This is a genomic window from Ferrimonas sp. SCSIO 43195 (assembly GCF_023716685.1).
In the GTDB taxonomy this organism is placed as follows: Bacteria; Pseudomonadota; Gammaproteobacteria; order Enterobacterales; family Shewanellaceae; genus Ferrimonas; species Ferrimonas kyonanensis.
This window is the reverse complement of sequence record NZ_CP072679.1, coordinates 417,276-441,035: the sequence shown is the minus strand read 5'-3', so window position 1 is coordinate 441,035 and position 23,760 is coordinate 417,276. Positions and strand designations below refer to the sequence as shown.

The following is a 23,760-nucleotide window of genomic DNA, read 5'->3' as shown; positions in this document are numbered from 1 at the left end:
CGAGCCCGAAATTCACGCCCACAAAAAAGTAAGCCATTCACCTCGCCAAAAGTAAGACAATGACTATACTCCTTGGGTCTTTTCAGACGTACCAACGTCACGCATTGAAAGGAGTATGTTATGAATTCAACCCTTTATCGCTTATCTAAAGGGTCTATATCAGCCCTACTACTCTCTTCCACTCTGCTTCTCTCCCCGTCCAGCTTCTCAGAAGGCAATGAGATGCTGGGGGATGTGGCCAACACCGCCGGCAATCAGATGTTAATAGAGGCCCTGCAACGGGGCAGCAAGATCCGCATCGCCGGCACCGGGCTGCACTCGCTGCCGGAAACTCCCGGCAGCATCAGCATTACCGTCAACAGCGGCGAAACCATCGAACGGGTTCTGTTGTACTGGCAAGTGTTCGATGAAGACACCGGCTATGATCTTGATATTGATGTGGAGCGGGTCGGCTCCGGCGCCCCAACCATGGTCACCGGTGAGGTGATTGGTGAGTATGTCGAAGGGTTTGGCGGCAGCCCCAGCATCTCGTTCTATAACGCCTACAGCGCCACCATTCGAGCCGACATTACCGCTTTAAACCTGGTACAGCCGGGCAGTAATACCCTGTTGATCTCTGGCCTGGACGACATCGCTCTACCCAATCCGGATTTTGGTGATGACGGTAAAAATGGTGCAGGCATCATGCTGATCTACAGCGATAGCTCATCCAATGCCCTGCAACTGAAAGATGGCCACGACGCCGCATGGTGGGAACGCAACTACCCCGGCACCGACAAGTTCTCCGAGACGCTGGGCTCAACCGTTCCAGTGCGGTTTGAGTTCGCCCCCAGCGGCAGCGAGCGTTTCGCCAACCTGTCGATGTTCGTCGCCAGCGTAGAAGGTGACGGCCAGACCGGTAACGATCGCCCCTCGGTGGTCGTGATTCGCGTGGGCGACAATCCGGCCAACGAAATTCGTGACGCCAACGCTCTGATGAGCAACCAAGGCGACGAGTGGGACGATTACATTCGTAACGTGCCCATTCCCGCCGGCGTCGATTTCATCGAGATTGAGATTCTGTCGGAAACCGATCCCTATGTAGACCCCCTCACCGTGCTGAACCCGGACGGCAGCAAAACCATCGATCCGGCGTCATTCGTCTGGGTGGCCGCGGGTTTGTCAACGCCTCAGGAGCAGCAAAACGCCTGTGAGTGTCGGCCAAAGCAACTTACCTTTACCTACGTCGGTGGCAGTTGTGCGGCCTCAGACAATGACCAAGGGGACGACTTCAAGTGCACCGGCGATCTCAACAACGCCGACAACATCAATGTGGCCACTTTCCAACACAAGTTCCGCCTCGATCAACCGCAGCGCGACATCCTGGTGCTGACCCCCAGCGTCGCCAAGGGCGGTAACCTGGTGGTGGTTGCGAACGGTACCGGTGGCCGAGCAGGACGCCTGCCGGCTCAGACCAAGCTGTTGCTGACTGCCGATGGCCTGCAGCAGACTCTGGATTTGCATACCTCCTGCTCAGTGCCTCTGAATACCGGTGATCAGTTCGGTCCTCTGGTCTTGCAGAGCTTTGTCAGCCGAGACAACTGCAGTAACGATTAACCCCCCAAAGGCGGAACAAATGGAGTTATCCGCCTACATTTGTGAAACATCCCCTCAATTCGACACATTCACTAACGCTTTGGCACCTGAAAAACCGCGTGTTTTTTGCCCACGCCTGTACCCAGGCTGAACGCACTAGGCTACTCTCTTCGCTGACAACACCCTGAATACAGGGGCACATCGTACCCAACCAGGACATCAGCATGAACCGACGACAATTCCTTATGGCGACCTCCGCCTCAATGGCCGCCGCTTCCCTGCCTCTCTATGCCAGCAGCAATCACGACACATTTCGCATTGTCGCCCTGGTGTTTGATGACTATGAAACCCTGGACTTGCACGGCCCCATCGAGATGCTGGGCCACATGAAAGGGGTCAACATTGAGCTGGTCGGCTCCCGCAGCATCATTCGCAGCTATCAGGGGCCAAAGGTCGTGGCCGACCTGGACACCAACCAGGTGCATCACTGCGATCTGTTTATTATTCCCGGCGGTATGGGGACCCGTGCCCTGGTAAAAGATGAAGTGTTTCTGGAGTGGATGACCCGGCAGTGTCATGTCTCCAACAAGGTCTTCTCGGTGTGCACCGGTTCGGCACTGCTGGCCTCCACTCCTCTGTTGGAAGGCTACAAGGCCACCAGCAACAAGCAGGCGTTTGAGTGGGTGCGTAGCCTCAACCACAAGGTACAGTGGCAAACCCGGGCCCGCTGGGTCGATGATCGCCAGTTCATCACCTCCTCGGGGGTTTCTGCCGGCACCGACGCGGCCCTGGCCCTGATCAGCCAATACCGTGGCCGTGCCGAAGCAGACCGCATTGCCACCCTGGCCGAGTATCAGTGGAACGACGACCCAAACAACGACCCCTTCGCCATTGACGCGTAAGCGAACGGAGTAAAAGCGACTACACTGATTCGGTAAGACACCTCGACTCGAGGCCAGCAACATCACGCTTAGGTGTACAAGGAGGTACCCTATGAATCGCCACTCTCTGGCTTTGGCTGTCAGCCTGAGCCTGACGTTCAGTCACTACCCCTTCACCGCCACCGCCCAGGCCCCGACACTGATGCTGGCTTCTGACTACCCACAGTCCCTAGACTTAAGTCAGTACCTGGTCAGCGAAAAGCTCGATGGCATTCGAGCCTATTGGGATGGCAGCACCCTATGGAGTCGCAGCGGAGAACGCATCCACGCCCCAAGCTGGTTTACCGCCCCGCTGCCGGCCATCGAACTGGAAGGCGAACTGTGGATGGGCCGGGGTCGCTTCCAGACCCTGATGTCCATAGTGCGCGACCAACAACCCGACGAAAAACAGTGGCGCCAGGTGGGGTTGTACCTGTTTGATCTGCCCATGGGCACCGAGCCGTTTCAACTGCGCTATCAACGCCTTCAAGCCATTGCTCGTGGCATCGACCGCTCCTTCATTGAGGTTGTTGAGCAGCGACCGATCAGCAGCCCCGATGCATTACAGCAACAACTGCAACTGGTAACCGAGTTAGGGGGCGAGGGACTGATGCTGCACCACAAAGACAACCTGTACCTGCCCGGCCGTTCCAGCCAACTGCTGAAATACAAGAGCTATCAGGATGCCGAGGCGGTAGTGGTGGCCCACCAGGAAGGCAAAGGCAAATACCAGGGCATGCTGGGCGCGGTAGAGGTAGAAACCCAGGATGGACGCCGCTTTCGCATCGGCAGTGGTTTCAGCGATGCCGAGCGCCAGAACCCTCCCGCCATCGGCACCGTCATCACCTACCGCTACAACGGCACCACCGACGCCGGCCTGCCCCGTTTCGCCCGTTACCTAAGGCCCCACCCGATGCTTTAACAGCTTTTGGGCACGCAGCAAAACCAAAGACACTGGCCCCTCGCGTTCGCAAGGGCGACACGTTTTGGGTGTTGTGGAACACTTGCTGCCGAGCCCGCCTCAACGTTCGGAGCTAACCGCTACAACCCACTTTCAAATAACCTCCGTCGTGCCCGCGCACGCGGGTACCCAGTGGCTTTCCTTGCACCTAACCAGACCCAAAGACACTAGGCCCTCGCGTTCGCAAGGGCGACGGTGCTACTGGGCCGGATTGGTGACGACTGATCGGCGCGGTGCATTTTTTCAAACCGCAGAAACGAAAAAAGCCCTAACCGTTAGGTCAGGGCTATCGGCAGAGATCGGTGTAGTTAGTTACCACACCAACCTCAATCATCCCTCCGTCGTGCCCGCGCACGCGGGTACCCAGTGGTTTTGTTCACCCTACTCAAAACCAAGACACTGGGCCCTCGCGTTCGCAAGGGCGACGGTGGTTATTGTTAAGGTAAAAAGTAACCGAGCAGCGCTCTGTATTTTTTCAGGTTCAGAAACGAAAAAAGCCCCGACCGTTAGGTCAGGGCTATCGGCAGAGACCGGTACTGCTCGTTGGCACCGCAACCCCAGCCATCCCTCCGTCGTGCCCGCGCACGCGGGTACCCAGTGGTTTTGTTCACCCTACTCAAAACCAAGACACTGGGCCCTCGCGTTCGCAAGGGCGACGGTGGTTATTGTTAAGGTAAAAAGTAACCGAGCAGCGCTCTGTATTTTTTCAGGTTCAGAAACGAAAAAAGCCCCGACCGTTAGGTCAGGGCTATCGGCAGAGCTCGGTGCAGTTAGTTACCCCACCAACCCCAAACATCCTTCCGTCGTGCCCGCGCACGCGGGTACCCAGTGGTTTTGTTCACCCTACTCAAAACCAAGACACTGGGCCCTCGCGTTCGCAAGGGCGACGGTGGTTATTGTTAAGGTAAAAAGTAACCGAGCAGCGCTCTGTATTTTTTCAGGTTCAGAAACGAAAAAAGCCCCGACCGTTAGGTCAGGGCTATCGGCAGAGACCGGTACTGCTCGTTGGCACCGCAACCCCAGCCATCCCTCCGTCGTGCCCGCGCACGCGGGTACCCAGTGGCTTTTATTCTCCGCACTCAAAACCAAAGACACTGGCCCCTCGCGTTCGCAAGGGCGACGGTGCTATTGGGTCAGATTGGTGACGACAGATCGGCGCGGTGCATTTTTTCAAACCGCAGAAACGAAAAAAGCCCCGACCGTTAGGTCAGGGCTATCGGCAGAGACCGGTACTGCTCGTTGGCACCGCAACCCCAGCCATCCCTCCGTCGTGCCCGCGCACGCGGGTACCCAGTGGCTGTGCCTTTCGTCATTCTTGCGCAGGCGAGAATCCAGCGTCTTACGTTCCCCAAACCACAACCAAAGACACTGAGCCCTCGCGTTCGCAATGAGCGACGGTGCTATTGGGTTAGATTAGTGACTACGGATCGGCGCGGTGCTTTTTCAAACCGCAGAAACGAAAAAAGCCCTGACCAAAAGGTCAGGGCTATCGGCAGAGATCGGTACTGCTCGTTGGCACCGCAACGGCAACCTTCCCTCCGTCGTGCCCGCGCACGCGGGTACCCAGTGGCTTTGTTCACCGTACTCAAAACCAAGACACTGGGCCCTCGTGTTCGCAAGGGCGACGGTGCTATTGGGCCGGATTGGTGACGACTGATCGGCGCGGTGCTTTTTCAAACCGCAGAAACGAAAAAAGCCCTGACCAAAAGGTCAGGGCTATTTCGTTTGTTGGCGGAGTGGACGGGACTCGAACCCGCGACCCCCGGCGTGACAGGCCGGTATTCTAACCAACTGAACTACCACTCCGCACAATCTGTGTAGACAACCGACTGCGTCGATTCTCTAAAAGGGAGTCTGACGATGACCTACTCTCACATGGGAACTCCCACACTACCATCGGCGCTACTGTGTTTCACTTCTGAGTTCGGCATGGGATCAGGTGGGGCCACAGCGCTATTGTCGTCAGACAAAAACTGTATCAATTCGCACAAGCTGTTTTCTCGTTTGCATTCTTGCAAGCGCTTAACTATCTGGGATATCAAAACCCATTGGGTGTTGTATGGTTAAGCCTCACGGGTCATTAGTACAAGTTAGCTCAACGCCTCACAACGCTTACACACCTTGCCTATCAACGTGGTAGTCTTCCACGGCCCTTCAGGGGACTTAAAGTCCCAGTGAGAACTCATCTTGAGGCTCGCTTCCCGCTTAGATGCTTTCAGCGGTTATCGATTCCGAACTTAGCTACCCGGCAATGCCACTGGCGTGACAACCGGAACACCAGAGGTTCGTCCACTCCGGTCCTCTCGTACTAGGAGCAGCTCCTCTCAATTCTCAAACGCCCACGGCAGATAGGGACCGAACTGTCTCACGACGTTCTGAACCCAGCTCGCGTACCACTTTAAATGGCGAACAGCCATACCCTTGGGACCGACTTCAGCCCCAGGATGTGATGAGCCGACATCGAGGTGCCAAACACCGCCGTCGATATGAACTCTTGGGCGGTATCAGCCTGTTATCCCCGGAGTACCTTTTATCCGTTGAGCGATGGCCCTTCCATGCAGAACCACCGGATCACTATGACCTACTTTCGTACCTGCTCGACGTGTCTGTCTCGCAGTTAAGCTGGCTTATGCCATTGCACTAACCGTATGATGTCCGACCATACTTAGCCAACCTTCGTGCTCCTCCGTTACTCTTTGGGAGGAGACCGCCCCAGTCAAACTACCCACCAGGCACTGTCCTCAACCCCGATTCAGGGGCCTAAGTTAGAACATCAACACTACAAGGGTGGTATTTCAAGGTCGGCTCCACCACATCTAGCGACATGGTTTCAAAGCCTCCCACCTATCCTACACATGTAGGGTCAATGTTCAGTGCCAAGCTGTAGTAAAGGTTCACGGGGTCTTTCCGTCTAGCCGCGGGTATACGGCATCTTCACCGCAATTTCAATTTCACTGAGTCTCGGGTGGAGACAGCGTGGCCATCATTACGCCATTCGTGCAGGTCGGAACTTACCCGACAAGGAATTTCGCTACCTTAGGACCGTTATAGTTACGGCCGCCGTTTACCGGGGCTTCGATCAAGAGCTTCTTCCGAAGAATAACCCCATCAATTAACCTTCCGGCACCGGGCAGGCGTCACACCGTATACGTCCTCTTACGAGTTTGCACAGTGCTGTGTTTTTGATAAACAGTTGCAGCCACCTGGTATCTGCGACCGCCAACAGCTTAGGGAGCAAGTCCCATCACCGTCAGCGGCGTACCTTCTCCCGAAGTTACGGTACCATTTTGCCTAGTTCCTTCACCCGAGTTCTCTCAAGCGCCTTGGTATTCTCTACCTGACCACCAGTGTTGGTTTGGGGTACGATTCCTTCTTACCTGAAGCTTAGAAGTTTTTCCTGGAAGCATGGCATCAACCACTTCAGTGCCGTAGCACCTCGTCATCAGCTCTCAGCCTAATGTGTGTCCGGATTTGCCTAAACACACAGCCTACAACCTTAAACGCACATCCGATAGTGCGCTGGCCTAGCCTTCTCCGTCACTCCATCGCAGTAAGAAGAAGTACGGGAATATTAACCCGTTTCCCATCGACTACGCCTTTCGGCCTCGCCTTAGGGGTCGACTCACCCTGCCCCGATTAACGTTGGACAGGAACCCTTGGTCTTCCGGCGAGCGGGTTTTTCACCCGCTTTAACGTTACTCATGTCAGCATTCGCACTTCTGATACGTCCAGCATGCCTCTCGACACACCTTCAACCGCTTACAGAACGCTCCTCTACCATGCACACAAGTGTGCATCCGCAGCTTCGGTGTCTAGTTTAGCCCCGTTACATCTTCCGCGCAGACCGACTCGACCAGTGAGCTATTACGCTTTCTTTAAATGATGGCTGCTTCTAAGCCAACATCCTGGCTGTCTGAGCCTTTCCACATCGTTTCCCACTTAACTAGAACTTTGGGACCTTAGCTGGCGGTCTGGGTTGTTTCCCTCTCCACGACGGACGTTAGCACCCGCCGTGTGTCTCCCGTAATTGCACTCATTGGTATTCGGAGTTTGCAAAGGGTTGGTAAGTCGGGATGACCCCCTAGCCTTAACAGTGCTCTACCCCCAATGGTGAGATACGAGGCGCTACCTAAATAGCTTTCGAGGAGAACCAGCTATCTCCCGGTTTGATTGGCCTTTCACCCCTATCCACAAGTCATCCCCTAATTTTGCAACATTAGTGGGTTCGGTCCTCCAGTTGGTGTTACCCAACCTTCAACCTGCTCATGGATAGATCACCGGGTTTCGGGTCTACACCTTGCAACTCATTCGCCCAGTTAAGACTCGGTTTCCCTACGGCTCCCCTATGCGGTTAACCTCGCTACAAAATGTAAGTCGCTGACCCATTATACAAAAGGTACGCAGTCACCGAACAAGTCGGCTCCCACTGCTTGTACGTACACGGTTTCAGGTTCTATTTCACTCCCCTCACAGGGGTTCTTTTCGCCTTTCCCTCACGGTACTGGTTCACTATCGGTCAGTCAGGAGTATTTAGCCTTGGAGGATGGTCCCCCCATGTTCAGACAAGATATCACGTGTCCCGTCCTACTCGATTTCACGCAAAGTTAGTTTTCGTGTACGGGGCTATCACCCTGTATCGCCGGACTTTCCAGACCGTTCCACTAACACCCTCTGCGCTTAAGGGCTAATCCCCGTTCGCTCGCCGCTACTTAGGGAATCTCAATTGATTTCTTTTCCTCAGGGTACTTAGATGTTTCAGTTCCCCTGGTTCGCTCCATACACCTATGTATTCAGTGCACAGTGACCACTTACGTGGCCGGGTTTCCCCATTCGGAAATCGATGACTCAAGTGGCTGTTACTGCCTAATCATCGCTTATCGCAAGTTACTACGTCCTTCATCGCCTCTGACTGCCTAGGCATCCACCGTGTACGCTTAGTCACTTAACCATACAACCCCAATGGGTTTCGCTGGTTCTTTTGCTCTCAGGTGTCGTTGAGTTTTTCGCTCGTGTCGGTCATTAACGGACGTTAACTCCCTCACTCGCTCAAATCTCGCCTAACCTGAAACCAAAATCCCGTCGCGAAACGGTCTTTTCGGGTTTGTATTAATCGATTAAACAACCAATACGTTAATTTATCGCCAGATATTCAAGGCACTTGCAAAAATTGCAAATATCTCGAGAAATTTATCAGCTTGTCCAAATTGTTAAAGAGCAAGTTTTTGCCATAAGCAAAAACGCCAAAATCATCCGTTAGGATGATTTCAGACAATCTGTGTGAACACTCAACGCAAAACCGTATCTGTTTCGTAAGGAGGTGATCCAGCCCCAGGTTCCCCTAGGGCTACCTTGTTACGACTTCACCCCAGTCATGAACCACAAAGTGGTGAGCGTCCTCCGCGAACGGTTAAACTACCCACTTCTTTTGCAGCCCACTCCCATGGTGTGACGGGCGGTGTGTACAAGGCCCGGGAACGTATTCACCGTAGCATTCTGATCTACGATTACTAGCGATTCCGACTTCATGGAGTCGAGTTGCAGACTCCAATCCGGACTACGACCGGCTTTATGGGATTGGCTCACTATCGCTAGCTGGCAACCCTTTGTACCGACCATTGTAGCACGTGTGTAGCCCATCTCGTAAGGGCCATGATGACTTGACGTCGTCCCCACCTTCCTCCGGTTTATCACCGGCAGTCTCCCTAGAGTTCCCACCATTACGTGCTGGCAACTAAGGACAAGGGTTGCGCTCGTTGCGGGACTTAACCCAACATTTCACAACACGAGCTGACGACAGCCATGCAGCACCTGTCTCACGGTTCCCGAAGGCACACTCAGGTCTCCCTAAGCTTCCGTGGATGTCAAGAGATGGTAAGGTTCTTCGCGTTGCATCGAATTAAACCACATGCTCCACCGCTTGTGCGGGCCCCCGTCAATTCATTTGAGTTTTAACCTTGCGGCCGTACTCCCCAGGCGGTCTATTTAATGCGTTAGCTTTGGAACCCACGCCTCAAGGGCACAGACTCCTAATAGACATCGTTTACGGCGTGGACTACCAGGGTATCTAATCCTGTTTGCTCCCCACGCTTTCGCATCTGAGCGTCAGTCTTTGTCCAGGAGGCCGCCTTCGCCACTGGTATTCCTTCAGATCTCTACGCATTTCACCGCTACACCTGAAATTCTACCTCCCTCTACAAGACTCTAGTTGACCAGTTCGAAATGCAGTTCCCAGGTTAAGCCCGGGGCTTTCACATCTCGCTTAATCAACCGCCTGCATGCGCTTTACGCCCAGTAATTCCGATTAACGCTCGCACCCTCCGTATTACCGCGGCTGCTGGCACGGAGTTAGCCGGTGCTTCTTCTGCGAGTAACGTCACAGCTAGCAGGTATTAACTACTAACCTTTCCTCCTCGCTGAAAGTACTTTACAACCCGAAGGCCTTCTTCATACACGCGGCATGGCTGCATCAGGCTTGCGCCCATTGTGCAATATTCCCCACTGCTGCCTCCCGTAGGAGTCTGGACCGTGTCTCAGTTCCAGTGTGGCTGATCATCCTCTCAAACCAGCTAGAGATCGTCGCCTTGGTGAGCCTTTACCTCACCAACTAGCTAATCTCACTTAGGCTTATCCAATCGCGAAAGGTGCCGAAGCATCCCCCTCTTTCCCCCGTAGGGCGTATGCGGTATTAGCCATCGTTTCCAATGGTTATCCCCCTCGACTGGGCAAATTCCTAAGCATTACTCACCCGTCCGCCGCTCGACGCCCAACAAATCATCCGAAGAATCTTTGTTGTCGTTTCCGCTCGACTTGCATGTGTTAGGCCTGCCGCCAGCGTTCAATCTGAGCCATGATCAAACTCTTCAATTAAAAAGTTTTTTGAAGTCCGAAAACTTCGACTCAATGAATTACTGAATTAACTTGTTATAGTCACTCAGTGCAACATTGATATATGAGATATCAATCCTGCGCGAGTGCCCACACAGATTGTCTGACTAATTGTTAAAGAACGTTGCAACCGAACCGTGGTTCCCGTTGCTGAGGCTGCGTATCTTACGCTTTCCTCAATCCCCGTCAAGCGTTATTTTCAAAGGCTTTTCCGAGTGTCGAATTGTTGCTCAGTGCTTAACGAAGTAAGCCGCTGTGCCCCGTCGACAGGAAGCGCATTATAGGGAGCCCCCAGCGGAACGCAAGGGCTATTTGCTGAAAAAAATTCAACTGGCTTTTTTTTGACCTTCAGGCGTAAAACTTACCTTTTTTGTGCTTAGATCACAGGCAAGCGCGTCGAAATCGGCTATTTATGCTACATGGGTCTACAAAGATGTGGACTGAATGTTGTTTAATTACGAAAATCAGTTTCACATTTAATAACTGCCAAGCCATTTTTATCAATTAAGGAAACGACCATGAGTAAAGTATTCCACCTTGGTTTAGACAAAGAGATGCTGCAGGGTGCCAAAGTGGCCATCGTTCCGGGCGATCCAGAGCGTGTGAAGCGCATTGCCGAGCTGATGGAGAACCCCACTTTCCTGGCGGCCACCCGAGAGTTCACCAGCTACCTGGGCTTCCTCGACGGTAAACCTGTGGTCGTGTGCTCCACCGGTATTGGCGGCCCCTCTACTTCTATTGCAGTGGAAGAACTGGCTCAATTGGGCGTGAACACCTTCCTGCGTGTCGGCACCACCGGCGCCATTCAGGATTACGTGAATGTGGGTGACGTTATCGTTACCAGTGGTTCAGTTCGCCTCGACGGTGCCAGCCAGCACTTCGCTCCACTGGAGTTCCCAGCCGTGGCCGACTTCGCCTGCACCACCGCTCTGGTTAACGCCGCCAACGAACTGGGTCACGAACCTCACGTCGGCGTTACCGCATCGTCCGACACCTTCTACCCTGGCCAGGAGCGTTACGACACCGTATCGGGTCGGGTCACCAAGCGCTTCCAGGGCTCCATGAAGGAGTGGCAGGACATGGGCGTTCTCAACTACGAGATGGAATCCGCCACCCTGCTGACCATGTGTGCCAGCCAGAAGCTGTACGCAGGTTGCGTTGCCGGTGTGATCGTAAACCGCACCCAGCAAGAGATCCCAGACGAAGCCACCATGAAGAAGACCGAGTCTGCTGCGGTTTCCATCGTGGTTGATGCGGCCCGTCGCATGGTTGCCGAAAGCTAAGCCGTTTCGGCTGCGCACATAAAAAAGCTTCGACCCTGGGGTCGAAGCTTTTTTTATCTCTGCGATTCCGTCGTCAGGCCTGAATCGACTGCTGCAGTTCGGTCAACTGCGCCTTAACCCATTTCGGATTGATTGGCCCCCAGTCGGTAATGCGATAGTGGCCGTCATTATGGCGGACGCCATCTTCGACAAACTCAATCTGCACCCCAAGACCCGGCAGCGCCTTAATAATGTCCTGCAGGGTTCGCCGTGGCCAGCCCAGACTCTTCATTAACTCCGGCACACTGGCCTTATCGTGTTGGTCGATCTCATGCAGCAACAGCAAACGGCGGCTGAAAGTTGGATTCAACATGGTGCGCTTTCCTTATTGTGGTTGCCATCCCGACGGCAACACCCTGACTAGGGTCTATCAGATTTCTGTGAAACCAACAATCAATGCTGGCCCAGAGTGACTGGGCCGGCACACTTTAGTGCTCAAAGAACAGGTAGTTCTGCCAACTCTTCATCCGCAGCAATACCCGGCGAATGATAGAGACGTGGGTAAAGGTGTCGGAGTAAACTGCGATCTCGGCGTTGGCACCATCGGGCAGATCGTACTGACTCAGATCGTCCTGAACCTTAACCTCGACAAAGGCCCGGCCATTCAGGCGGAAGCGCTCGGTGGTAAACAAGGTGCCCTGGGCCTGGAACTGGCCTTCACCAATGTTCGGCATCACCTGACTGACGTCGGCCTTGAATACCCTTCCCGGCACCGCTTCGAAGATCACTTCGGCCTCGAAGCCTTTGCGAATCTTCAGCAGCGACTTCTGGTTAAAGGCACCGATAAAGGCCGAATCCTGGCGGTTGATGAATACCATCACCGGTCGCAGCGGCAGCGGTACCGCCATCATTCCCGGGCGCAGCGCCACCTGGCTGACGTATCCGTCGGTGGGGGCCCGAACCACGGTCTCGCTGAGATCATATTCCGCCTTGGTCAGCTCTGCCTGGCGGGCTTTCAACTTGGCCTCGGCGGCCAGATAGAGTTGCTCACGAATGTCCAGTTCCGAACGGGTGAAGGCACCGCCTTTGTCGTAGCCCTCTTTGTACCTCAGGTACTCCCCCTTGGTGCGGTCGCGATCGGCGGTGGCGGCGCGGACGGTGGCGGTCTTCTCGCCCACCACTTCCCGGTAGCGGGTATCGTCGATGCGGAACAGCACATCGCCCTGCTTAAGCAACACGTTCGGCTGCACCGGCACTTCGGTCACCGGTCCCCGCACCGACGGCACAATGGGAGTGGTCACAAACACGTGCCGTGCCAATGGAGTAAACGGGTGGTTGTAGTTCATCAACAGCAACAGGGTGCCGATCAGCACCACGCCGCCCAGTACCGCGGTGGGCACGCTCCACTTGTTCAGCGGAATGTTGAATATCTTAAAGATGGCCACACACAGGGCGGTGTAGGTCAGGATCAATAACAGGTCCATATCATTGCTCCTTGTTGTTCATGTCGGCCACCTGTGCCTGCAGGCTGCTGAGCTGCTGCTCCAATTCGGCCACTTTGACTTCCAGTGCGGCTTCGCTCTCCGCCAGTGCCTTAAAGCCCCAGCCGCGCTCTTCGCGATACAGGGTGGCCCAGATCCACAGGAACGGCCAGATGGTATGCAGGGTAAACAGGCTGATCCAACCGGCGACGTGGATGGCGTCCTGGTGAGGGTGGTTGCGCTTTTTGGAGATTTCGTAGGGGATGTCGTGGATCACGATGACCCCGTAGAACAACACCAATCCCACAAAAAACAACAAACCGAGAGCAAAATAGTCCAAAAACATAAGGCACCTACGGTGAGTTAACGTTTTTTAAACATAACACAATCCGGAATACATACAGCACAAATATGACTATTCAAATGTGCGCTATGCCCTTGCCAAATGCCCCGCGTCGCAGTAATAAAAGTGTCTTGAAAACGCCATCAAATCTATCGATTAATTGCCCTACAACAACGGGCGTAGTTTGACTGAACAACGAGAGAGAATGTCATGAACCAAATTGAAGGATTTCAGGCTGCCGGTCGCTTCTTCGATGACAAACACTTTCCCCGGGGATTCGCCCGATCTGGCCATTTCACCCTGAATGAAGCCGCCTTGCTGGAACACTACGGACAGCGCCTGCGCGCCCTGGCAGAGGGCACTCAGACCCCAGCCAGCGCCCAGGAACAACAGTTCGTGGCCGTGGCCAAAGGTGAACGCCCTGCCGACAACAAGCTGGAACAGGCCTGGACCAAGTACATTGCCAAAAGCCAGCGTCGCAAGCTGTTTACCATGAGCTCCAAGGCGCCGGTCGCGGGCGAGGAGGAGGATGAGAGTGTCTCCGCCGAGGACGACGACCTCATCGAGTTAGACTAAAAAGAAAAGCCAGCATCATTGCTGGCTTTTTTGATCGTCTTGGCGGCGTTACAGGATGCGCTGACTGCGGCTTAACTGACGCCGCAGGTAGGCGATCTGTCCCTGGTGGTCGAGATCCTTGGGGCAGGTGTCCTGACAACCCAGCAGGGTCATGCAACCGAACACGCCATCTTCGTCGCCGATGATGTGGTAGTAGTCGTCGGCGCTGCGCGCATCGCGATCGTCCAGGGCAAAGCGGGCCACCTTGTTAAAGCCAACGGCACCGACAAAGGTTTCGCGCATCTGCGCGGTGGCACAGGCCGACACGCAGCAGCCGCACTCGATGCAGCGCTCTGACTCGTAGATGGCGTCTGCCAGAGCCGGGTCCATGGGGCGCTCCAGCCGGTGCATGTCTTCATTGGCATCGCTGGGCACCAACCAGGCCTGCAACCGCTCCGACAACTGGCGCATGAACTTGCCGGTGTTCACCGACAGATCGCCAATCAGCTCAAAGCCCGGCAGCGGCATCAGGGTGATCACGCCGTCTTTGTAGTTGCTGGTCAGGGTACGGCAAGCCAGCGTCGGCACCCCGTTAATCACCATGGCGCAGCTGCCGCAGATGCCGGCCCGACAGACAAAGTCGAACTGCAACGACGGGTCCTGCTGCTCCCGCAGTTGGTTGAGGGCGATGAACACCGTCATCCCCGGGGCTTCCTGTAACTGGTACTCCTGGGTCATCGGCTTTTCACCCGGCACCTGAGGGTCGAAACGGAAGATGCGGAACGTCAGGATTCGGCTCATGATAGCTCTCCTCGGCGCTGGTTCTTAGGCATAAATTTCTCTGGCAACTGGTAGTCCATGGTCTGCTGCTGGCGCTGATGTCGGTCCTCGAACCGGGCCGCAATGGCCGCCACCTCCGCCTCACGCTTGTCGGTATCCGGATGGGGGATGGCGTTGTTTTCACCGTAACCCCGATAGCCGGGTGGCAGCTCCATCGCCATCACGTCCAGATCTTCGTACTCCAGTCGCGGCTGGTTGTCCTCACCCCAGAACACTAACGACCGCTTCAACCAGTCACGGTCGTTGCGCTGCGGGTAATCCTCGCGGGAGTGGGCGCCACGGGATTCGGTGCGAGCCTCAGCAGCCAACGCCACCGACAGCGCCACCTTCAGCATCTTCTTAATCCGAATCGCCGCCACCAGCTCCGGATTGGCGTGACGCTTCTTATTCATCACCACCAGGTTATCGGAGCGGCGCACCAGATCGCGCAGCTCCGACACCGCCTTGGCCAGCTCGTCACCGCTGCGGAAGATTCCCACCTTGTCCATCATGATCGCTTCCATGTGCTCGCGCAGGGCAAACGGGCTTTCCCCCTCTTCACCGGCCAGCAATGCATCGATCTGTTGATTCTGAGCGGACACCGCCTGCTCACCCAGAGCATGGCTCCCCATAGGATAGCTCTGACAGGCGTCGGCCACGTACTCGCCGACGATCATGCCTGCCACTACCGTCTCTGCCAGCGAGTTGCCACCGAGGCGGTTAAAGCCGTGCATGTCCCAGCAGGCGGCCTCGCCCACCGAGAACAGCCCTTTGAGGTGCGGCGCTTCGCCCTGCTCATTGGTGCGAATGCCGCCCATGGAGTAGTGCTGGGTCGGCCGCACCGGAATCCACTCCTCGGCGGGGTCAATGCCGAGGAAGTACTGGCAGATCTCCTGCACCTCGCGCAGGTTCTTTTCGATGTGCTCGCGCCCCAGCAGGGTAATGTCCAGCCACAGGTGCGGGCCGTAGGGGCTGTCCACCCCTTTGCCTTTACGCATGTGTTCGGTCATGCGCCGGGACACCACGTCTCGCGAAGCCAGCTCCTTCTTCTCCGGCTCGTAGTCCGGCATAAATCGGTAGCCGTCTTTGTCGCGCAATAAGCCCCCATCACCACGGCACCCTTCGGTAGTCAGGATACCGACCGGTACGATGGCGGTGGGGTGAAACTGAATCGCTTCCGGGTTACCCAGCGCCACCTTGCCGGTTTCCAGGGCGATGCCCTGACCGGTGCCTTCACAGATGATGGCGTTGGTGGACACCGACCACAGCCGGCCGTAACCGCCGGTGGCGATGGTGGTGGTACGAGCCAGGTAGGCCACCAGCTCGCCGGTGATCAGATCCCGAACCACGGCGCCGTGGCAGCGCTCACCGTCTTCAATCAGGGCGATGGCTTCTTTGCGTTCGTGCACCGGAATGCCCAGGCTGATGGCCTTGTTGTCCATGGCGTACAGCATGGAGTGGCCGGTGCCATCGGCGGTGTAGCAGGTACGCCACTTCTTGGTACCACCGAAATCACGGGCGGTGATCAGGCCATGGGCTTCCGCCGGCTCGGTGATGGTGACCTCTTCGGCGTTGACAATGGCGGTGCGATCGCCCTTATTCACCCGGCTCCAGGGCACGCCCCAGGCCGCCGCCTGGCGCACGGCCTTAGGCGCCACCTGGGCAAACATCCGTGCCACGTTCTGGTCGCAGCCCCAGTCAGAGCCCTTAACGGTGTCATGGAAGTGAACGTCTTCGTTGTCCCCCTCGCCTTTGATGCTGTTGGCCAGGCTGGCCTGCATGCCACCCTGAGCCGCCGCCGAGTGGGAACGCTTGGCCGGGATCAGCGACAACACCAGGGTATCCAAGCCCCGCTCCTTACAGGCAATGGCCACCCGCAGTCCGGCCAGCCCGCCACCAATGACCAGGGCATCGGTATAGATCGTTTTCATTATTATTGTTCCTTAGTTGGGGCTGTAGGGGGTAACGGGGAGTGTCAGCGACTGGCCGACGATCAGCCAGGTCACCAGACTGGCGGTGCCGATCAGCAGCAGCCACAGGCCGATGGCCAGGGCCAGCTTCTGGCTGACGCCGCGGCTGACTTTGTCACCAAACCATTTCAGTGCCAGTCGGTATACGCCGATGACCGCGTGCAGCACCACCGCGGGCATCAACAACAGATAGAGCCAGCCAAAGCCCTGCTCGACGATGCGGTAAGCCGACTGGTTGGGACCGATGGCAGCGGGATCGAGCATCACCCCCAGCAGGTGCACCGGCACCAGGAAGAACAGCGAAAAGCCGGTGATCAGTTGCACCAGCCATAAGCGGGTGTCCAGGTGCGGAAAGGTCACCGCTTGCTGTTTCAACGCCTTCCATTGACGGTATTTCTGAGGGAAACGTCGCAGGGCGGTGATGGCATGAATCAGCAGCAGCACAAACAGAGTCAGTGCCACCAGTACGGTCAAGGCCGGAAAGCCGTGACCGGCAGGGTCGAGGAAACCCGCCTCGAGAATGCGCACTACCCGGTAAAACGCCTCTTTACCGAACAGAATGCTGGACTCGAAATGCAGGTGGAACAGCAGGAAGGCAGCCAGTGCCGCGCCGGATAGCCCTTGCCAGCGATCCAATCGCGCCGCAGTGCGACCGCTTACTCCTTTAGGGGTCATAGTCAAACCTATTATTGTTGTAGGGTCAGTACGAGGAGCAACAAACATAAAGTCCGAAACCGCACTCGTTAAGGAGTAAAGTGCCATCTATTGATCAAGATCACCAAGCCGAATTCAGCTCATGTGAAATCAATCACAAAAGCCCCGAATTCGAACAAAAGCTCGACGATTCTGCTATTGGCTAAAGGGTTAGACCGCTCGTTGGGTGCAGCCAAGGCCGTTGTCGCATACAATAAGCGCCATTCTCATAGCTTAGATACCGAGCACACTATGCCTTGGATTCAAATCCGCATTAACACCAGCGGCGAGCAGGCCGAAACCATTGGCGACCACCTGACCGAAACCGGTGCCGTCTCCGTGACCTTTGTCGACGCTCAGGACACTCCGGTGTTTGAGCCGATGCCAGGGGAAACCCGCCTCTGGGGTGACACCGATGTCATTGGCCTGTACGACGCCATTACCGACATGAAGCAGATTGTCGCCCTGCTGGAGCAGCAGCCCGAGCTGGGCCAAGGCTTCACCCATAAAGTGGAAGCCCTGGAAGACAAGGACTGGGAGCGGGAGTGGATGGACAACTTCAAGCCAATGCAGTTTGGCAAGCGGTTGTGGATCTGCCCAAGCTGGCACGAAGCCCCGGAGCCAGAAGCGGTCAACGTACTGCTGGACCCGGGCCTGGCTTTCGGCACCGGTACTCACCCCACCACCGCCCTGTGCCTGGAGTGGCTCGATGGCCTGGAGATGGCCGACAAGCAGGTGGTCGACTTTGGTTGTGGCTCCGGCATTCTGGCAGTAGCCGCACTGAAACTGGGTGCCAAGCACTGCGTCGGCATCGACATCGACCCACAGGCCCTGACCGCCAGTAACGACAACGCCAGCCGCAATGGCGTCAGCGATCGGCTGTCGCTGTACCTGCCCAAAGACCAGCCGCAACAGGTGCAGGCCGACGTGCTGATCGCCAACATCCTGGCCGGTCCGCTGCGGGAACTGGCGCCGGTGATCGCCGCGCTGGTGAAGCCCGGTGGCAAGCTGGCTCTGTCCGGTTTGCTGCAGGAGCAGAATGACGACCTTCGCAAAATTTACAGTCAGTGGTTCGAGCTGGATGACACCGCCTTTATGGAAGATTGGTGTCGAATCAGCGGCGTGAAGAAATAACGCCTAAAAAACGACCAGAAAATAGGGCCGCCGAAGTATGTGAGCACCCACTTACTTCGGCCAGCCTGTTAACATTGATGATCCTAGATCAATGTCAAGCAAAAAAATTACTTCTCGTACATTTATTAACCTTCCCACCACTGCCAAAAAGGAGTAACATGCGCTCCCTCGTGAACGTACGAGGAGATTTTTAATCATGCGCATTGGACCCTATCAACTGGACAACCAGCTGATCGTGGCGCCTATGGCAGGTGTTACTGATCTTCCTTTCCGAACGCTGTGTCGCCGATTAGGCGCAGGGTTAGCCGTGTCTGAGATGTTGTCATCGAATCCCAGGGTTTGGGATACGGACAAATCGCGGTCGCGGATGGACCACAGTGGCGAAGATGGAATTCGTTCAGTGCAAATCGCAGGTGCAGAACCAGAGTTAATGGCTCAGGCCGCCCGTTTGAATGTCGAACGCGGTGCCCAGATCATTGACATCAACATGGGCTGCCCGGCAAAAAAAGTGAATAAGAAGATGGCTGGGTCCGCGTTGATGCGGGAACCCGACAGAGTCAGCCGAATACTGGATGCGGTCGTAGGGGCCGTAGACGTACCGGTGACCCTGAAGATCCGCACCGGCTGGGATCCAGAACATCGAAATGGCGTTGATATCGCTCAATTGGCTGAGCAGCACGGTATCGCGGCCTTGGCCGTGCACGGTCGCACTCGACAGTGCATGTACAAAGGGCACGCGGAATACGACACCATCGCTGCCATTAAGCAGTCGGTGTCGATACCGGTAATCGCCAATGGGGACATCGACAGTCCGGAGAAAGCGCGTCAGGTCCTGACCGACACCAACGCCGATGCGATCATGATTGGTCGTGCGGCGCAGGGACGGCCATGGCTGTTTCGAGAGATTGACCACTTTCTTCGCACCGGTACCCAGTTAGCGGCCCCCAATCAGGAAGAAGTGCGGGGCATCATGCTAGAGCATCTGGATACCCTGCACGGGTTTTACGGCGACGAGCGCGGTCTTCGCATCGCCCGTAAACACGTGGGGTGGTATCTGTCGCATCAGCAGCAGGACGCCGTGCGAAGCGATTTTAATCGTTTAGAAAGTGCCACAGCGCAAGTCGAAGCGTTGACGCGTTTTTTTGACCAGGTTTAACAAATTTATTTGAAGAGCAAGGCAGTATGTTTGATCAGCAGAACTCCCATCCAGAAGCACAACTGACAGTAGGCCAAATCGAGACTCCTAACGGTACCGTTAAGCCTCAACTGTTACGCGACTCCGTTAAACGCGCCGTAAGCAATTACTTTGCGCAGCTGGACGGCCAAGAAGCCTCAGAAGTGTACGAGATGGTACTGTGCGAAGTAGAGCAGCCTCTGCTGGACATCATCATGCAGTACACCCGCGGTAACCAGACTCGCGCAGCCAACATCATGGGCATCAACCGTGGTACTCTGCGCAAGAAGCTGAAAAAGTACGGCATGAACTAAGAGCATTGCTCTGAAGTATTGATTCAAAAGCCCGCCCGGGAAACCGTGGCGGGCTTTTTTGCTTTGTTAACCCATATCACCAGCTAGGGGTGAACGGGTTAATCCCACTACTCTTCTCCCAAATAGTTGTCATTATTAGGGTTATGAGCATCTGCCCAGTCATCCATATCGGCATCGTTATTCGGATTATTAATATCCGACCAGATGTCCAATTCATCCTGTGACATTTCTGAGGTATCAGGCATAAAGCCCTCCTTGGTTGTTGGCAATAAATGAACTCGAAACCGGCAATGCAATCCTGGTCATTCCCTCTGCAAACGCCGAATCTCGAGACGAAAGTTCAAATAGGAACTTGGTGACCCTGGAGTACTGGGCACCGCCAACCGCTTCCCTGACGGAGCAATCAGCACCGGGTGGCGCCCTCGCCTGATGGTCCAGCCCTGGCGGTACAACAGTTGATGCACCAGCAAGTTAATGTCCTTATCTGTACTGTATCTTTTCATCGAGTAACTCCATTCGAGCCCGCAGCCAGCCACGCCATGGAAAACGAACTCTTCCAACGGGTGAATCAGGCTTGGGAAGCATCTGAATGAGCATGTGGGTAACGCTTGGCAAAGGCCTGTGCATTGAAGTCGATAGACTCCAATGCCGCCTCTACGCCAACCTCCAGAACCGGTGGGCTTTGAACCACGCCCTGACAGGCAGCGGAATTTTGATAGAAGCACCCTTGTGGATTCAGCATCAAATAGGACTGCCACATATCTTGGTTGTCTTCGATAGTGACAATGTCAGAAAACGCCGCATGCCGTTCAACATAGGCTCGATACTGGGAAGACGTGACCGTCAACTGGTGGGTGTAAACCGGCAGTACCCGCAGTAATTTCCACCGTTCAGGCTGCAACTGCACGACCATCGACGACATATCTTCTCGCCAATTGAAGGCATTAACGACGGTGTTGATCTTGACCGTTCCGGATGAGTTCGCTTGCCTGTAGGCAGACACAATGTCGCACGCGTTTTCAGGTGATAACCAGGCACCTTTCCGGTCTACCCGTCCAATGCTTTGCGCCAACAGGGCGTCCGACGTGTCCAAACTCAATCCCAGCATGTCTAAATGAGGGCCGATGCGGCGCATCATCGTTGTAGACAGCAGGTGGCCGTTGGTGATTATCGATGTACGAAACCCCAGGGACTTTGCCAGCAGTACGGCTTTGACAAAGCGTCCTCCCAGCATCACCGGTTCGCCACCCGCAAAGTTAATTCTGACCGCGCGATACCCCAAGGCCGTTTTCAGGGCATTACTGGTAAAGAAATAGTTCGACAGTTTACGTAACAGGGATTGGATATCCCCGAAGGAGTGATGTAACTCCGCTTGTGAATCATTGCCTTCCCAGGTGGCATAACAATACTCACAGCGGTAGTTACAGGTTTCGGTCATATGAAAGTTGATGACCATCTCATTCACGCTTGTCATAGTAAGCTCCGTTTGTTGATGACAAACGCAGGTTCACTCAGTGCAATGCACTAACAAGCCATTAATGAAAGAAACTACAGATTTCTGAACTGTTCCAAAAGGTCATCAAACTCAACCGCCTGTCTATGCGCTTTCTCTATATGAAGCCGCAGCGGTTCGACAGCATCATTATCCATTGAAGAGAGCAGCGTCATGGCCTTATCCAAGTCCCCTTGAAGATAAGCCAGCAACAGATTATCCGCCGGATTCATCGCCGCAGATTGGGCCAGGAGTGCATGCATTAAACTCAGGTTGTCTCCCAGCGCCAGCTGAGGCAGCACCGAAAACGGGTTAGGCAAGCGATTGTGGTATAGATCAAAATCTCCCGCCAGGGCCAGAGTAAACTCCCTCGCGGCAGAGCTACTGAGGGCGATTCCCATCAAGGAGTTGCTGCCTTCAAACATCGACTGAACAATGCCGGCGCAGTGTTGACGTTGAAGGGGCTCGGTAAATATGGCCTTGACCTGTTTGGGGTCAGGAAACACCGCGTTAAGCAGCAGGGCGTTGTACAGCACGGTCAACTGCCCGGGCGCCAGATACAGCTTTTTCCGCTGAACCTTTGACTCCTTCTCTACCTTTATCAAGCCATTACGCTCTAATGACATCGCTTTGTATTTCAACTGAGGGCTCAGCCCGGCCATGTCTAGATCAAACAGCTGCCTGATAGCTTCAGGAATCGTAAGGCGACTAGTCATAGCAGTACGCCCGCTGCAACAAAGCGCTCACATCAGTACGTTTCAGCGCCATTTCCCCAATAGACTCATTGGCAATGGCCTTGGCCATCTCAAACCAGCTGCTGCGCACGTAGCGACTCGAATAACAGTCGTGAGACTGTTGGCTGTACTGCACCACCACGCCGATGCAGTACCCGGCCCGCATCGCTTCCGCCAGAGAGGTGTGCACTGCCGCGTACGATGCCGCCTGGTTTTTGCGCTCAAAGATCTCCAACACTTCCCGGCACGACTGCTGCAAAAGCTGAGCATCATCGGCCCCAAATGGCATCTCTTTCGCCTGAAGTGAACCGCTCACCAGCATCAAGGCGACCAACAGGCCGCGTTTAAAGTCAGTCATCAGGCATTCTTCCATGGGTTTTGAGGGACATTCAGGCTCTTCAGTTTAGAAAGCACGCCTCCCGCATTGTCGGCAGTGCGATTCAAGTCATCGACCGAATCGACCATGTCAGGCTCTGCGGAGGCGACGGGATCGCGACCTTTGCCTTTGTTGAACACAGGAGGCAGCGGGGTCGCAGCATAGACAGTTATGATAATGATCAGGTTAGCGGCAAAGGTGACCAACTCCTGAGCTCGAGCAAAATCACTCAGCTGTAAAGTTCCCTGCATCCACAACACCCGAACCATAACGCCGAACAAAATGAAGGCCATGACCATTACACTGACGGCAACAACATGGACAAAACGGCATATTAACTGCCAGGGGGTCCAGTATTGCGATTTCCCTCTGCTGAAAAATCGCCATGTGACCAACCCGAGCAACAACAGCACCCCGATTTCAGACAAGTCCAGATCACTGATTCCAGAGGCATACTCAAAAAAAGTACCCGGTATCGCAACCAGAGAAACGATCGCTACCACTGCCAGGCAGAAATAAAGGACTAACGTCATCCCCCCGGCCACCAGGTGGCCCAGAAGTACGTCGAGGGTATTCAATATCGATTTCATTTTTCATCCTTGAAGAATGGGGTGGATCGGCCAAACAAAGACACAAGCCACTAAAAATTAATAATTTTTTTAATGGGCTCGTACTCTTGCACAGAACCATAGTCACTTCAAACCAATATTTTCGCCTTCGACTCCAATTCAGCAGTGGACCTCTACCAAAGGGATCCCGTGGCTCAGGGCATGGCTCTGAAGTATTGATTCAAAAGCCCGCCCGGGAAACCGTGGCGGGCTTTTTTGTATCCCACCAATTTATCTGCCTTTTTTCACTCCTACTGGGGTCAATCACTTACGCGCCTGGCAAGCATGCGCCCTTGTGCCCGGCCCGTTAGCGCCGTAGCTTGGATCGGGTCGACAACACCAACACCCCTGGGGTCGACAGCAGTGCGGTGATCCTGATGGGCCATAGCGCCATCAGTGGCTTTGTGCCAGAACCGATCGACGCTCACCTGTCCCAACCCAGAGCGTTACCTTGAGGTGCAGAC

At 55.1% G+C, this 23,760-nt stretch carries 21 protein-coding genes, 1 tRNA gene and 3 rRNA genes; 9 read left to right on the top strand and 16 right to left on the bottom strand.

The genetic code is table 11. The features are described 5' to 3' along the window. Positions 1 to 222: 222 nt before the first annotated feature. The 3 genes from J8Z22_RS02150 to J8Z22_RS02140 all read left to right on the top strand — a co-directional run bounded on the left by J8Z22_RS02150 (position 223) and on the right by J8Z22_RS02140 (position 3,417). Positions 223 to 1,596 (top strand): hypothetical protein, encoded by a 1,374-nt coding sequence (locus J8Z22_RS02150; protein ID WP_252008531.1) that lies wholly within the window; start codon positions 223 to 225, stop codon positions 1,594 to 1,596. Between the two features lie 203 nt (positions 1,597 to 1,799). Further along, positions 1,800 to 2,477, top strand: coding sequence for a DJ-1/PfpI family protein (locus J8Z22_RS02145; protein WP_051252868.1), 678 nt, complete (start codon positions 1,800 to 1,802; stop codon positions 2,475 to 2,477). Positions 2,478 to 2,568: 91 nt separating this feature from the next. Beyond that, complete coding sequence (locus J8Z22_RS02140) at positions 2,569 to 3,417, top strand: DNA ligase (protein ID WP_252008528.1); 849 nt, start codon at positions 2,569 to 2,571, stop codon at positions 3,415 to 3,417. Between the two features lie 1,768 nt (positions 3,418 to 5,185). Here J8Z22_RS02140 and J8Z22_RS02135 read toward each other — a convergent pair. The 4 genes from J8Z22_RS02135 to J8Z22_RS02120 form a co-directional block, all read right to left on the bottom strand. Then, positions 5,186 to 5,262, bottom strand: a tRNA-Asp gene (locus J8Z22_RS02135). 46 nt (positions 5,263 to 5,308) lie between these two features. Then, positions 5,309 to 5,423 (bottom strand): 5S ribosomal RNA (gene rrf, locus J8Z22_RS02130). A 92-nt stretch (positions 5,424 to 5,515) separates the two neighbouring features. Then, positions 5,516 to 8,404 (bottom strand): 23S ribosomal RNA (locus J8Z22_RS02125). Positions 8,405 to 8,766: 362 nt separating this feature from the next. Further along, positions 8,767 to 10,323 (bottom strand): 16S ribosomal RNA (locus J8Z22_RS02120). The 16S, 23S and 5S rRNA genes sit together here with 1 tRNA gene alongside, the layout of an rRNA operon. Positions 10,324 to 10,859: 536 nt before the next feature. Here J8Z22_RS02120 and udp point away from each other — a divergent pair. Beyond that, positions 10,860 to 11,624: a uridine phosphorylase gene (udp, locus tag J8Z22_RS02115; protein WP_028112889.1), complete on the top strand. Its 765-nt coding sequence runs from the start codon at positions 10,860 to 10,862 to the stop codon at positions 11,622 to 11,624. Between the two features lie 73 nt (positions 11,625 to 11,697). Here udp and J8Z22_RS02110 read toward each other — a convergent pair whose 3' ends face one another. The 3 genes from J8Z22_RS02110 to J8Z22_RS02100 form a co-directional block, all read right to left on the bottom strand. Further along, complete coding sequence (locus J8Z22_RS02110; protein ID WP_252008526.1) at positions 11,698 to 11,976, bottom strand: winged helix-turn-helix domain-containing protein; 279 nt, start codon at positions 11,974 to 11,976, stop codon at positions 11,698 to 11,700. A gap of 115 nt (positions 11,977 to 12,091) precedes the next feature. Then, complete coding sequence (locus J8Z22_RS02105; protein WP_252008525.1) at positions 12,092 to 13,087, bottom strand: HlyD family secretion protein; 996 nt, start codon at positions 13,085 to 13,087, stop codon at positions 12,092 to 12,094. Between the two features lies 1 nt (position 13,088). Continuing rightward, positions 13,089 to 13,430, bottom strand: a complete 342-nt coding sequence (locus J8Z22_RS02100) for a DUF3302 domain-containing protein (RefSeq protein ID WP_035415772.1) — start codon at positions 13,428 to 13,430, stop codon at positions 13,089 to 13,091. A 207-nt stretch (positions 13,431 to 13,637) separates the two neighbouring features. Between J8Z22_RS02100 and maoP the strand changes: the two genes are divergently transcribed. Then, positions 13,638 to 14,003 (top strand): DUF413 domain-containing protein, encoded by a 366-nt coding sequence (gene maoP / locus J8Z22_RS02095; RefSeq protein WP_252008522.1) that lies wholly within the window; start codon positions 13,638 to 13,640, stop codon positions 14,001 to 14,003. Positions 14,004 to 14,051: 48 nt separating this feature from the next. Here the strand turns inward: maoP and J8Z22_RS02090 are convergent, their stop codons facing one another. The 3 genes from J8Z22_RS02090 to J8Z22_RS02080 are packed head-to-tail and all read right to left on the bottom strand — an operon-like array spanning position 14,052 to position 17,446. Continuing rightward, on the bottom strand, positions 14,052 to 14,783 hold the full coding sequence (locus J8Z22_RS02090) for a fumarate reductase iron-sulfur subunit (protein ID WP_028112885.1): 732 nt from the start codon (positions 14,781 to 14,783) through the stop codon (positions 14,052 to 14,054). Next, positions 14,780 to 16,732, bottom strand: coding sequence for a fumarate reductase flavoprotein subunit (locus J8Z22_RS02085; protein ID WP_252008520.1), 1,953 nt, complete (start codon positions 16,730 to 16,732; stop codon positions 14,780 to 14,782). Before J8Z22_RS02085 ends, J8Z22_RS02090 begins: the two co-directional genes overlap by 4 nt. 12 nt (positions 16,733 to 16,744) lie before the next feature. After that, on the bottom strand, positions 16,745 to 17,446 hold the full coding sequence (locus J8Z22_RS02080; protein WP_028112883.1) for a fumarate reductase cytochrome b subunit: 702 nt from the start codon (positions 17,444 to 17,446) through the stop codon (positions 16,745 to 16,747). Between the two features lie 270 nt (positions 17,447 to 17,716). Here J8Z22_RS02080 and prmA point away from each other — a divergent pair, with 270 nt between their 5' ends. The 3 genes from prmA to fis all read left to right on the top strand — a co-directional run bounded on the left by prmA (position 17,717) and on the right by fis (position 20,086). Beyond that, positions 17,717 to 18,598, top strand: a complete 882-nt coding sequence (prmA, locus tag J8Z22_RS02075) for a 50S ribosomal protein L11 methyltransferase (protein ID WP_028112882.1) — start codon at positions 17,717 to 17,719, stop codon at positions 18,596 to 18,598. 196 nt (positions 18,599 to 18,794) lie between these two features. Next, on the top strand, positions 18,795 to 19,754 hold the full coding sequence (gene dusB / locus J8Z22_RS02070; protein WP_028112881.1) for a tRNA dihydrouridine synthase DusB: 960 nt from the start codon (positions 18,795 to 18,797) through the stop codon (positions 19,752 to 19,754). A 26-nt stretch (positions 19,755 to 19,780) separates the two neighbouring features. Next, complete coding sequence (gene fis / locus J8Z22_RS02065) at positions 19,781 to 20,086, top strand: DNA-binding transcriptional regulator Fis (protein ID WP_028109733.1); 306 nt, start codon at positions 19,781 to 19,783, stop codon at positions 20,084 to 20,086. 107 nt (positions 20,087 to 20,193) lie between these two features. Here fis and J8Z22_RS02060 read toward each other — a convergent pair whose 3' ends face one another. The 6 genes from J8Z22_RS02060 to J8Z22_RS02035 all read right to left on the bottom strand — a co-directional run bounded on the left by J8Z22_RS02060 (position 20,194) and on the right by J8Z22_RS02035 (position 23,278). Then, positions 20,194 to 20,331: a hypothetical protein gene (locus J8Z22_RS02060; RefSeq protein WP_169629245.1), complete on the bottom strand. Its 138-nt coding sequence runs from the start codon at positions 20,329 to 20,331 to the stop codon at positions 20,194 to 20,196. Positions 20,332 to 20,388: 57 nt separating this feature from the next. After that, a complete protein-coding gene (locus J8Z22_RS02055; protein WP_084144409.1) occupies positions 20,389 to 20,589 on the bottom strand; it encodes a hypothetical protein in 201 nt (66 codons plus the stop codon). A gap of 65 nt (positions 20,590 to 20,654) precedes the next feature. Continuing rightward, positions 20,655 to 21,560: a viperin family antiviral radical SAM protein gene (locus tag J8Z22_RS02050; RefSeq protein WP_252008517.1), complete on the bottom strand. Its 906-nt coding sequence runs from the start codon at positions 21,558 to 21,560 to the stop codon at positions 20,655 to 20,657. A gap of 74 nt (positions 21,561 to 21,634) precedes the next feature. Beyond that, positions 21,635 to 22,294: a hypothetical protein gene (locus J8Z22_RS02045; protein ID WP_252008516.1), complete on the bottom strand. Its 660-nt coding sequence runs from the start codon at positions 22,292 to 22,294 to the stop codon at positions 21,635 to 21,637. Next, positions 22,287 to 22,670 carry a hypothetical protein gene (locus J8Z22_RS02040; RefSeq protein WP_252008514.1) on the bottom strand — a complete coding sequence of 128 codons (384 nt, stop codon included), beginning with the start codon at positions 22,668 to 22,670 and terminating at the stop codon, positions 22,287 to 22,289. Before J8Z22_RS02040 ends, J8Z22_RS02045 begins: the two co-directional genes overlap by 8 nt. After that, positions 22,670 to 23,278, bottom strand: coding sequence for a hypothetical protein (locus tag J8Z22_RS02035; protein WP_252008512.1), 609 nt, complete (start codon positions 23,276 to 23,278; stop codon positions 22,670 to 22,672). The genes J8Z22_RS02040 and J8Z22_RS02035 overlap by 1 nt, the downstream gene beginning before the upstream one ends. Before the next feature lie 338 nt (positions 23,279 to 23,616). Here J8Z22_RS02035 and J8Z22_RS22120 point away from each other — a divergent pair, with 338 nt between their 5' ends. After that, on the top strand, positions 23,617 to 23,751 hold the full coding sequence (locus J8Z22_RS22120) for a hypothetical protein (protein ID WP_256471615.1): 135 nt from the start codon (positions 23,617 to 23,619) through the stop codon (positions 23,749 to 23,751). The last annotated feature ends 9 nt before the right edge of the window (positions 23,752 to 23,760 follow it).